3 protein-coding genes are annotated in these 13,190 nt (G+C 41.7%); 2 read left to right on the top strand and 1 reads right to left on the bottom strand.

From position 1 onward, the window contains the following. Positions 1–594, top strand: a complete 594-nt coding sequence (locus tag I4V84_RS08650; RefSeq protein WP_187565624.1) for a DUF6553 family protein — start codon at positions 1–3, stop codon at positions 592–594. A gap of 54 nt (positions 595–648) precedes the next feature. On the opposite strand, the gene I4V84_RS08645 is transcribed toward I4V84_RS08650, so the two are convergent. Continuing rightward, the gene (locus I4V84_RS08645; protein WP_195991633.1) at positions 649–2,160 is read right to left on the bottom strand and encodes a hypothetical protein; all 1,512 of its coding nucleotides are present in this window, start codon (positions 2,158–2,160) and stop codon (positions 649–651) included. Between the two features lie 525 nt (positions 2,161–2,685). On the opposite strand from I4V84_RS08645, the gene I4V84_RS08640 reads away from it, so the two are divergent. Then, positions 2,686–13,098, top strand: a complete 10,413-nt coding sequence (locus I4V84_RS08640; protein ID WP_195991631.1) for a Cna B-type domain-containing protein — start codon at positions 2,686–2,688, stop codon at positions 13,096–13,098. Positions 13,099–13,190: the final 92 nt, after the last annotated feature.

Below are 13,190 nucleotides of genomic sequence, written 5' to 3'. Positions count from 1 at the left end.
ATGGATACCCCGACTATTACACAATACTACAGAGAATCGGACCCGGCCAGACGTCTGGCACTTTTGAATATGTCCATTGAGGCAGGAGAGGAGCCAGAGCTGAATCAGATCCGCAGAGAGCTTTGGGACATCCGTTATCAGGATCCGTCTGAGCTTGGCGGTGATACCCGTGCTGACGGTTTAATCGCACTGTGGATGCTGATGGAGTTTAATAAAGACAGCGGCAAGCGCTTTATGGGAGTCCGCGGCGGACGTAAGGAGATCATGAAACAGCTGAATAAAATGAAATTCCAGGAAATCTGCGCCAAGGGTAAGGATTATGAAGAGCTTCTTTACAGAGAGTGCTGCCATATGGTGAAGACTTATATGGAGCTTAGTGAGTCGGATAAGGCTTATAACAGCACACTGTTTGGAATTATGAAAATGAGCAGTGAGCGCGCCAAGGACAAGCTGAAAGCGGATATTTATGATACTGCCGTGGTGCTTCCGCAGACATTGAAGATGGAAGAAGAGCTTGGAATCATCACCCGCGCTGCCCGGGAAATGTACGAACTGCATTTTCCAGGAGAGGGAAGCCTGGGAGCAGACAGATAACATGCCAGGCAAAAAAAGCCTGACATGTATAAAAGATATAAAATTATAAAGTTCTTAGTACCGCAGCAATCTCCGAATCTGGAGCTGGCTGCGGTATTTATTATGCAGCTCCAGCCCCAGTGCCTTCTCACATGCATCCAGAATCACATCATAATAGGTAAACTGATAAATATTTCCTGCAATCTGCACACAATTATACCGCTGCAAAGAAGTCCCAATCTGTTCCATGGAAAACTGGAAATCAAGCTTCGCCTGCAGCATACGCATTAAGGTAAAGGACACAAACCCAATCACAAAATGGGCATTGATCTTATCCGGTGTCCAGATGAAAGTAGCAGAGGAGTCATACTGGCTTTTGGAATCAAGGAAAATTTTCTCCATATGACGAAGTCCGCTGAAAAGGCGATAAGGGGCAAGATTATCCGCCTCCAGATTATCAGTAGCAATGGCAGTGTATCCGTCCAGCTTCAATCCGGTACGCTTTCCGGAAGACTCCCTGGCAAGGCGCTGCTGTCTGGCCTGAAGCTCATGGTAATATACAAATTGTTTTTCCCTATCCTCAAAAATCCGCTCTTTATAAAGAAGAGGGATAGTCTGATGCTTTTCATTCAGAATTTTCATTTCCTGATAACCATCCTTCAGTACCCAATCCTTAAATTCTGCATTCGCAGTATGTACCGGCAGACCATAAATATATCCGTCTGCCGTTACTCCATTGCAAATAAAAGGCTCCTCCTCCGGACGCGCAGGGGCAGTATTATAAAAACGGGTTCTGGGATTCTCTCTCTTTAATTGCTTTACAGCATTAAAAACAGACTGGTTCAACACAGTACCACTGGTAGACAGGTCATATGCAATGGGGATTCCATTTCTGTCCGTGAGAAGATCCAGGTGAAGGGTGGAATCTGTACGTCTGGCATTGGGCTGCGTGTCAGAGGGCATGCTTCCCGGAATGGAAAAATTATAGCTGGTGTGATCCAAAAAAGCAGAAGTAGTATCTCTGGAAAGGATGCTGCCGGAATGCTCATAAATCCACTTCTGCAGATCTTTTTGCAGTTTCACGATAACATGAAAGGCAGAATCCAGGTCTTCGTCTGAGATGCTTCCGGATTCTTCGAAGTAGAGTCCTTTTTCAATAGCTTCATTCCAGGTGCAATTTGGGTAAAGCGCACGGGAAATGACCATATATCGGAAAAGTTCTTCTATATTATACGAAAGAGATAGATTCCAGGTCCTGGTACGCCAGAAAATGTCAAGCTGAAGCTCCTTATAAAGGTATTTCAGAATGCCGTAGCCTACATTTTTCAGAGAGTGCTCTCCCGGTGAGAGAGCAGTAGTAAGGTCAACATATACCACAGAGTTCTTTTTGGCTTCTCGCTCCTGGTTCATATCAGCCACAACCTTCTCGAAATGGCTGATGGGATCCGGGTAATCCTTCTTTAAATCTTCCAGATATCCCAACCCCATAATGGTTTTCTGACGAGTGGCTTTCTTTTCTTTATCGTAGTAGGATTCGGTGATGGCAAGGTAAGTTCCCTTTGCCTTAGGGGTCTTTTTGAGAAACATAGGGGGTCCTCCTGTATGCTTTATCATTTGAAAATGAAGATGGTGCGTATTCCTTGTTTGTCAATTGTATAAGTGCATTGGTTTTCTTGCATTTATTATAGCACACGAAAGAACGTACATCAAGATACACCATGAGTAAATACGAAAATTGGAGCGAATATAGTTTAGAAAACAGGGAGTGAAATTGTGCAAAATGCTGAAATTCAAACAGGGGAAAATGGAGTAAACATGTAGCTTTTTGTCCTGTGAAAGCAGAAAAAATAAGAAATTGTATGCTTTTTTCAATGAAAAGTCGAAAATAGCATTAGTACACCAAAATACACACTATAAAAACACGAAAATGAAGACCGATTAGTGACCGGTTTCTTAGTGAAACAGCAGAAAACAGGGATTTTTCAGGTAATCATAAATTATTGCTCCTTCAAAATCAGTGTGATATGATGATGAAAATGGGTTTTGGGCTAGTTCTGCCTGCAAAACCACACTGAAAAAAGGAAAACCCAATCTTAAAAAGGAGGCTGTAACATGAAAAAGAATTCAAGGCTGAAATCGTTTTTTGCCATACTTCTGGCGGTATCTATGATATTCCAGCAGTCTAGTCTGACTGTTTTGGCAACGGACGATACCTACGTTGAGGACGCGACGGCAACACCGACTCCGTCTGAAAACGAAGCAGAAACATACGCAACAGAGGGAGCGGAACCGGTTGCTGAGAAACAGGAAGAACCTCAGCAAGTGCAGGAAACTCCTGCTGCGGAACAAGCTCAGGAGCCAACGGAAGCACCTGCCGAGCAGCCAACAGAAGCGCCAGCAGAGCAGCCAACGGAAGCACCAGCCGAGCAGCCAACAGAGGCGCCTGCAGCAGCTCCGACAGAAGCACCTGCAACAGAGCCCACAGCGGCACCAGCAGCAGAAGTGACGGAAGTGCCTGCAGCACCGGAAGCTACAACAACACCAGCTGCCGAGGCAACTGCAACCCCGACACCAGAAGTCAGCGCGTCCCCAAGTGAGACACCAACACCGACTCCGACAGAAACATCGAAGACTTCTTTCAGATATGAAGACAGTCGTGTAGTGATTACAGCAACAGCTCCGGAAGATGCAAACCTTCCACAGGATGCAGAGATCAAAGCTGACTATATCGCACCTGGTACCGATCGCTACAATGCAGCTGTAGCAGCATTCAACAGCCAGCTGAGCAGCCAGTTGGGACTGGACGCTGAGAATACGGAAGCTGAGTACGTACTTTACGATGTATATTTTCTGACCGCCGATGGAAGCCGAATCGAGCCGGAAAGCGGAAATGTAAAAGTAGATATGAGCTTCAAAGAGATTCAGAAAAGCACCGTTGACGGTGACGTCGTAAATAAAGATGTTGTACATCTGGACAATGAAGGTCAGGCAGAGGTTGTAACCGAGTACGTAAACACAAACGCAGACGGAGAGATCACCTCTATGGGTTTTACGCAGGATAGTTTTTCAATTGTGGGTGGCGTGACGACTACAATTACGCGCGCTTCAAATCCAAATGTAATTACTAGTGTTGCTTTGTCTTTTAAGGAAAATGGGGAAAGTGGTAGTGCATCTATTGCCAGTATAAAATCTGGTAAAGAAGGATACTTGTTTGCATCCATTGGAATGGCTAATAACAATGATCATATTGTTACTTCTGACGTAGAAATTAATCTTGGAAAGACGAATGCAAAATTTCCAGATTTTGTAAATAACATATATGTTGCAAATGGTATAACATACACTTTGAGCACTGATGCGGATGGCAATCAAAAAATCAAAGTTGAAGGATTGACTGAAAATGGATCTACTCAGTTGATAAAAATGAGAGTGAAATTTCCAGAAGGCGTAAGCAGTAGTAAAGATGATATTAATGCTAGTTTTACAGTAGATGGAGAAAACAAAGCGAATGCCTCATTGAAATGTGAAGCAGAGCCGAAATGGCATCATAAAAAAACAGCAGATAATGTATCTATTGGAACTACTGGCACTACAACAAGTTTTGTAATGAAAGATGATCTCAAGTTTACTCTGCATGAATATCACGATGAGATTAAAGAGGGAAATCTTTGGCTGAAAGGTTTTAGCATTATAGATACAATGCGTTTTCCTGAAGGAATGTATATTGATGCGGCTGATGCAGATGCCGCTATTTCCTTTGAGAATATGAATGGATACATGAAAAATTCAATCTATGATGAAAATGATCCGAATAAGGTTGTGGGATATACTATTACATATACAAAAAGTTCTAGTTCTGAGGATCCAAAAAAACAGCTTGATGACTGGACTGGAAAAGTAATAGTAAGCAAAGATAAAATTAAGTTTGCAGAAAATTATGTAGATGGAGAAGTGAGCAACGAGTTAGAAACAACAGTTTCACCCATTGATAATTCTGCAGATATTAAGCTTGCTGATAAAGCGGAAGCAACTGTTCTCGTTAAGAAACCTGGTGAGATTGATTTTCGGGATGACCATGGCAATAATAAATCAATTTTGCATGTTGAAACAGCTAAGACAGGGCACTGGAATGATTATAATCAAAATAATAGCTATGTACTTTATGGCGATTATATTTTATATCAGGTAAAAGCAACAAATAACGGAGACGTTGATACAGATATCGTTATTGAAGATGATCTTACTAAGGTTAGTCCTGCCAGAAGTCTTGCGTTTATTACTGAAGATGAGCTTAATACATTGTCGACTAATGGTCAGTGGAATGTAGGTGGAAATGCATTTACTCCATCTAAGAGAATTTGGACAAAAGCAGATTCCCCAATAAAAGCAACAGCAGAAATAGCTGGAGATAAGGCAACCTGGAAATTTGAAAGTGTACCATCTGGAAAAGAAGTTTTGGGCTATGTACTCATGAAAGTTGTTCAAAACGAAACCCAGGAAATTACAAACCAGATTACAATCAATAATGATAAGGCAACTAAAACCCATACCGTGAAGCAGAAAAAAGACGAAGAGAATATGGAAGTAACCAAAACTGCTTCTGCAGAACCAATTGTAGATGGAAAAGAAGAGTATACCATTACAATTAAAAACACAGGAACTGCAACAGCTAGTGGTTGGAAATTCTCAGATAAGCTTCCTGTTGGAATGGAATTGGACGGTACGGTAGCGAAGGTAACCATTGAGGGTGGCAGCTTTGATGGTGAAGTCACTTATGATTCAGTTACTCGTTTGCTTGTGGGCACTTTGGCTGATATACAACCTGGTGGATGTGTTACCATCAAAGTTCCAGTTAAGCTGAAAAGTAATTCAACAGAAGAGAGTTTCAAAAATGTTGCACAGGTGATTAAAGGGGAGTATGTTGTAAAGGGTGAAGTAACCGTACATAAGAATTCCCGCAATTTTGATATTACTAAAACAGCTGACAGAACTTTGGCTGATTCCGAAGATCTTGTAAAATATACAATTACAGTAAAAAATACTGGAATTAGTTCGTCTGTATTAACAGAAAATGAGCCATTGGCATTTTGGGATATTCCAAATGGAATTACCATTGAAGAAAATAAACAGAGTGATAAATTCGTGGAAAATAAACCTAACGATGTCACTATTGAAAGAGTTTATGAAAAAGACGGAAACGGGAAAATTACAAAAGTTATATTTAAGGCTGTTGGAACTTTTAAAACTGGTGAGTCTGCATCCGTTAATGTTTGGGCAACGATGCCGAAAGTAGAGACTGGCTCTGTTAAAGTTAAAAATACAGCGGAAATCGATGAAAATCATAAATCGGATTCTGAGATTGTAGTAGAACCAAGTCAGGGGGACAGCACGGAAACAAAAGTGGTATATGACAAAGATGGAAACCCTTTGCCGAATCCAGGTGTTGTTTCAGTAGGGGATGTTCTTACTTATAAAATTACTGTTAAAAATACCGGAAAGAGTAATATCACAGAAGTGTATGGAAAAGATACTCTGGTAAATAGAGACGGTAATGCTGGGGGAACACATCAAACAGTTCTTAATAACGGTAAAGTAATCATAAAAGTTGAAAAAGCAACTGGTGTAAAAGAACTTAAAGTTGGAGATGAGCTAATTGTTGAAGGTAGGTGGGATGTTGTAAAGGATTTTAGTTTTTTAATTACAGCTAATGAAAAAACTAATAAAACTGCAGATGTAGTAAAAAACATAAAAGACTTTTGCATTGAACCAAATGGAGAATTGGTTTTATCTTATCAGCTCAAGATAAAAAATGGTTTTAAAGATGGATATAATCAGGTTTCTATAAATGGTCATGAACCTGTTGCTTCCGTAGAATATACGACAGCAGAAGGAAAAATGGATGTTTATAAATATGCTAGAGGATATTTGAATGAAAGAAATTGTGTGTTAGATAATGTAAATAAAACCTATTCTTTGAATCCAGATGACTATAATAGTGCGGAAGAGTTACAAAATAAGATTACAATCCCCTATGCCGTTGTAGTAAAGAATCTTTCTGAAATAAGTGGAAGTGAACAAATAGACAAATTTGAAGTAACAGATACGTTACCTGACGGCTTGGAATGGGTTAAATATGATGAGAACAATGATGTTTTTGTTTCACACTTGATGGAAGGAAGCACGTCTCTCTCATACGAAGACTTAGGAAATTTTTGGGAGAATGTATCAGTTAATGTTTCTGGTAAAACAATAACAACAATGTTCGATAAAGCAAAACAGGCTTGGAATAACGGTAAGTCATATTTAGTGATTTTTTATAAAACCAGACTGACAAGTGAGAAAGCAAAAGAAATATATAAGAAACTGAAGGATTCTAAAGATTCCCTTGTCCTTGAAACTTTCAAAAATACAGCTACTTTAAAGGCAACGAAACCATTTATTAATTCAGAAGGAAAAGTAGGAACAGAAACAAGTGACAGTGATAACTTCACAATAGAAGAAGATACTACACATATTTCTTTCGAAAAGGCTGCTGAAGGATGTTATGCAGGAGGAGAAGATTATAATGGTCAGTTGACCACTATTGGTGGAACTGCTGGAAGTAAGATTGTATGGAAACTTGTAATTAATAATGATACGTATGGAAACGGAGGTGCGGCACTCACTAATTATTCTATTCTGGATACGTTACCTAGCGGATATCAGTATCAGCAATCTGAAACTGGTGAATATGAAAACACTATGGTAGTCTATAAGAAAAGCGATGGAAAAGTACTTCGCAAAATTACATTTGTTGAACCAACTATAGATAAAGATAAGGGAACAATTTCATGGGCTTTTGATACAGCGAAGAATAGCGATTTCCAACTGGAGCCTGGCGAGTATCTAGAAATTAAATATGCCACCAGCATCAAATCCACCGATGATTCTAAGGATGGTATCTATACAAACCATGCTAAATTGACTGTTCATGGATATACAGAGCCAGGAACTGTTCCAGGTGAGGATGATTTTGATAAGGAATATGAGGATTCCGCATCTTATACACTTTCCAGTGTAGCAACATCTTCTGTAAAGACTATTGCATATAATAGACATGCAAATCATAAGAAGGATCCGAAGGATGATACCGGAAGTGGTGACCGTCCAATGCCAGAAAACTATGTGGAAGGCATGCAGGGAGAAGATGTAACATATACCTTGAATGTAAAGAATGAAGCAACTACTACAACAATTGCAAATATGGTTGTAATCGATCGTCTTCCATATGTAGGAGATATTGGTGTAATTGCTGGTTATGGAAGAGGAAGTGCTTTTGAAGTATCTTACAATGGAGGTCTTGTAGTAAGTGCAGATGGCTCAACTATTAAGGGTGTTACGGTACAATTCTCAAGTGATGCGTCAACAACAATTGGAGATGGTGCTGGAGAATGGTCTACTGAAAAGGATAACGATACAGTAGAATGGCATAATGAATATCAGGCTGGAGATCGACTGATTCGCTTCCAGTTCCCAGCAGATTTCAAACTTCCAGCAGGAAAGACTGTTACAATCCAGTTTAATGGTAAAGTTCCGGAATATGTAGAAAATACTGGGGAAAGTAATATTGCATGGAATAGTTTTGCTTATAGTTATACAGATGAAGGAAAAACCTCTGGTATTTTGATCGCAGAGCCAGCAAAGGTTGGTGTATGGGTTAAAACTCCAGAATCTGGAAAAATCACAGTCAATAAAACCTTTAAATCAGAAAATGAGAATGCAGAAGGAACATTCTATTTTGCAGTATTTACAAGGAATGAGAATAATGAGTTTGTTCGTTATTCACCAGTCAAGAGTTTGACTTTGACAGGTACTACAGCTGGAACTACCGAATCAGTCGTATTTAACAATCTTCCGCTGGGTGAAGAAAATGAAACTATATATTATGTATTTGAAACCGACGCACAGGGCAATATTCTTACATTAGATAAAGATGGCAAAGCGACTGTTAATGGCATCAACTATATTGTAACTGGTCAGGGAACGAATGTTGTTTTGTCAGAAGGTGAGAAAAAACAGGTAGTTCCTATTTCTAACGAGGAAGAAAAAAGAACAATAGAGATCAGCGGAACCAAGACCTGGGATGACAATAAGGACCAGGACGGACTGAGACCGGAACCGAAGGATGTGGAACTGAAGCTTTATCGGAAAGTCGGCACCGGAGATGAAGAACTGGTACAGGGAGCGAAAGCAACCTGGACAAAGACCAACGGCGATACCTGGAGCTACAGCTTCGGAAGCCTTCCGGAGTATGAGAACCAGAAGCCGATCACATACCGTGTGGAGGAAACCCCGGTAAGCGGATATAAGACTACTTACGATAAGGCCAACAAGAACAACATCACAAATACCCATAAACCGGGAACGGTGGAGATCAGCGGAACCAAGACCTGGGATGACAATAAGGACCAGGACGGGCTGAGACCGGAACCGAAGGATGTGGAACTGAAGCTTTATCGGAAAGTCGGCACCGGAGATGAAGAACTGGTACAGGGAGCGAAAGCAACCTGGACAAAGACCAACGGCGATACCTGGAGCTACAGCTTCGGAAGCCTTCCGGAGTATGAGAACCAGAAGCCGATCACATACCGTGTGGAGGAAACCCCGGTAAGCGGCTATGAGACTACTTACGATAAGGCCAACAAGAACAACATTACAAATACCCATAAACCGGGAACGGTGGAGATCAGCGGAACCAAGACCTGGGATGACAATAAGAACCAGGACGGACTGAGACCGGAGAAAGTGGAACTGAAGCTTTATCGGAAAGTTGGCAATGGAGATGAAGAGCTGGTACAGGGAGTGAAAGCAACCTGGACAAAGACCAGCAGTGACATCTGGAACTACAGCTTCGGAAGCCTTCCGGAGTATGAGAACCAGAAGCAGATCACATACCGTGTGGAGGAAACCCCGGTAAGCGGCTATGAGACTACTTACGATAAGGCCAACAAGAACAACATCACAAACACACATACTCCCAAAACTGTAGATATCGAAGGAACCAAGACCTGGAATGACAATGGCAATGCAGACATCAGACCAGAAACTATCACTATTAATCTTTATGCAAATAAAAAATTGGTTGCTTCCAAGGCTGTAACAAAGACAGATGGCTGGAAATGGAAATTTGCAGATCAGCCGAAATATGAAAAAGGACAGGAAATTGAATACACCATAACAGAGGATAAAGTAGATGGATATATTACTACACAGGGAATTGGCAATTATGATGTAGTCAATACTCCAACCACAGTAACTGTCGACAAAGTCGATGATGAAGGAAATCCAGTAAAGAATGCAAAGCTTCAGATTTCTGTAAAAGATGATAGTGGAAATGCAGTAGCAAGCTGGAAAACGGATGATACCAGCTATGATATTATTGGTAAGCTGATTGCAGGAAACACTTATACACTGGAGGAAATCAATGTTCCGACAGGATATGTTGCAGCAGATTCAATTACCTTTAAAGTAGAAGCTGATGGAACTATTACAGTGGACAACAAAACAATAGTTGGCAATAAACTGACTCTGGTAGATGCCAAACTTCATTTCAATGTCAACAAAGTAGAACTTGGAAATGGTAATGAGGTAGAAGGTGCTCATCTTGTAGTCATTGATAAGGAAACCGGTAAGACTGTAGATGAGTGGGTTTCTGAAAAAGGTAAAACTCACGACTTTGGCTCTAAACTTGAAGCTGGAAAGAGCTATGTTCTTAGAGAAACAGTAGCTCCAGCTGGTTATAAGTATGCAACAGATATTGAGTTTACTGTTAAAAAAGATGGAACTATTGAAACCAATGCAAAAACTACGACAGATACAGATGGTAACAAGGTATATCTGGTAGAAGATGACACCACCAAGGCAACCATCACCAAAGTAGACGCTCTTGGCAACCAGCTTTCAGGCGTAGTACTTGAAATCCAGGACAAAGATGGCAAGGCAATCGAAAGCTGGACCACAGATGGAACACCACACGTAATCACTGGCAAACTGATCCTCGGCGAAACCTACAAGTTAATCGAGAAATCCGCTCCAGCTGGTTATACCCTGGCAGATCCTGTTGAGTTTACTGTAAGTGAGAAAGACATCGACAACAAGGCTGAGATGAAGAACACCTACTCCGCATCCGGAAGCCTGAATCTGACAGCTAAGAAGACTCTGACAACCACAGAGACACCACTCGCAGCAGATCAGTTTACATTCGAGCTTCGCGACAAAGATGGCACTGTTCTTCAGACCAAGACCAACGATGCTGACGGAAACATAACCTTTGACGAAATCAAGTACAGCCTTGTAAAAGATGCAGCTTACAAAGACAACACAGATAAGAAAGTAGATAATACCGGCGAATACCAGTACACCGTAAATGAGGTAAAAGGTGACGCAGCAGGTTACACTTACGACGACACCATTTACACCATCAACGTAACCGTAACAGACGCAGGCAACGGTACCTTAACCGTAACCCCGGTTATCCATTCCTCCAAGGCAACTTCCGAGGATGCCACTGTAACAGGTATGGAATTTACCAACACCTACACCACATCTGGTCAGATCGCTCTTGGTGCAACCAAGACTCTGGAAGGCCAGACACTGGAGGCAGAGCAGTTCAGCTTCCAGGCAACAGAAATGGATGCAGATGGAAAGGCAGTAGAAAATGGTTACAGCGAAACTGTGAAGAATGCTGACGGCGGTGCCATCACATTCCCAATCATCACATACAAGCAATCCGGAACCCATTATTACCAGATCACTGAAGTAAAAGATGAGAAACCGGCATATCAGTATGATGAAAGCAAATACGTTGTAAAAGTAGACGTAACAGACGACAATGCAGGCAAGTTAACAGCGAAAGTTACTTCTGTTACAAAGAACGGCGAACCTGTAAAGAGTGAAGATCTCACTGGAGCAGTTACCTTCACTAACACCTACAGTGCTTCCGCTGACCTTGAACTGAAAGCCCAGAAGTCCATGAAGGTAGAAGCTGAACAGCTTGGAACCTTCGAATTCGAACTGAAAGATGCAGATGGCAAGGTAATTGAGATAGTCAAGAACGACGAAAAAGGTGCGATCAGCTTCAGCAAGCTTTCCTATACAGAGAAAGATGCTGGCAAGACCTTTACCTACACCGTAAACGAAAAGCTCCCATCAGAGGCAGATACCTACGTATACGACAAGACTGTTTATACAGTAACTGTAAATGTAGAAGACAACCGTGACGGAACTCTGAAGCTTACCACCAAGGTAAATGGAGAAGATTACACCGAGACAGCCATGAAATTTATCAACGATACTACCAAGGTTACCATTTCCAAGGTAGACGACACCACCCTGAAAGCTCTTGCAGGAGCAAAACTTCAGGTAGTAGATGACCAGGATAAGGTTGTGGAAGAGTGGACCTCAGATGGTACACCACATGTGCTCACAGCGAAACTTGTTCTTGGCAAGACCTACAAACTGGTTGAGGCAGAAGCACCATCAGGATATGAGATCGCAGAGCCGATCACCTTCACTGTTGATGCAGATGACACAAAAAATGCAGTTGAGATGAAGGATGCCATGATAAAGAGCAAGACCGCTGCAATTGAGATCACCAAGGAACTGAAGCTGAACGATGCACTTGCAGGCGCTAAGGACATGACCTTCTACGCAGCACTTTTCGCAGATGCAGAATGCACAATTCCTGCTTCTGATGTAAAAGCACTTGAGTTTAAGAATGCATCTTCTTCCACAGTTACCTTTACCAATCTGGATCTTGGAAGAACCTACTATGTAAGTGAGACAGATGTAACCGGAAAAGCAATTGATTCAGGCATGACGCCGGATGAAAAGGTTTATGTACCGGTTTATCCACAGGGACAGGCAATCACCGTAACTGAGGATGGCGCAAAGAGCAGCATCACGTTCGAGAACCAGTTCAGCGAATGGCCGGATGGATTCTACAAGATCGCGACTCTGAATGTAACCAAGAAGCTTCTTGGTGCAGATGGAAATGCCCTGGAAAGTGATGAGATTTTCTATGCAGGTATCTTTGATGACAAAGAGTGCACAACTCTTTCCACAAGAACAGAGAAGAACATCCTGACACTTGATCTTGCAGGCGGTTCCACAGTATCTGAGAGTACACAGGCAGTTGTAATACCGGATGAATCCTTTACGCTCTATGTTGCAGAGACAGATGCAGAAGGAAATCTGGTAGGTGGTACAGACGGATTCAGATATGCAGTAACTGTTGAAAATGGAAATGTACTGTTTGATGAAAATAATCTCAATGCAGAGGTAACCATCATCAACCAGGAACAACCGGAAGCAACACCTACTGTAACTCCTGAGGAGACAATAACTCCTACACCAACCCCAGGTACCTCCACAGGTGTTAAGACAGGTGATGACACACCAATCGGCTTCTATATGGCATTGCTCTTTGTTGCAGCTCTCGCAATCGAAGAAACAACCAGAAGACGCCGCAAAAAAGAACAGGATTAACGAATCACAATTAAATAATCAGAACCGCCCCTGCAGGAAAAATCCTATCAGATTCGCCCGCAGGGGCGGTTCTTTTTAAAAGAATTTTGTTG

The sequence above is a fragment of the Ruminococcus sp. 1001713B170207_170306_F1 genome (assembly GCF_015668065.1).
Classification (GTDB): Bacteria; Bacillota; Clostridia; order Lachnospirales; family Lachnospiraceae; genus Blautia_A; species Blautia_A faecis.
Note: the sequence above shows the minus strand (reverse complement) of the source record. Positions and strands in the feature narration are given on the sequence as shown.

What these genes read in the sequence shown, in the direction of transcription:
- I4V84_RS08650 (WP_187565624.1), top strand. Translation starts at nt 1, where the DNA reads ATGGATACCCCGACTATTACACAATACTACAGAGAATCGGACCCGGCC.
- I4V84_RS08645 (WP_195991633.1), bottom strand. Translation starts at nt 2,160, where the DNA reads ATGTTTCTCAAAAAGACCCCTAAGGCAAAGGGAACTTACCTTGCCATC.
- I4V84_RS08640 (WP_195991631.1), top strand. Translation starts at nt 2,686, where the DNA reads ATGAAAAAGAATTCAAGGCTGAAATCGTTTTTTGCCATACTTCTGGCG.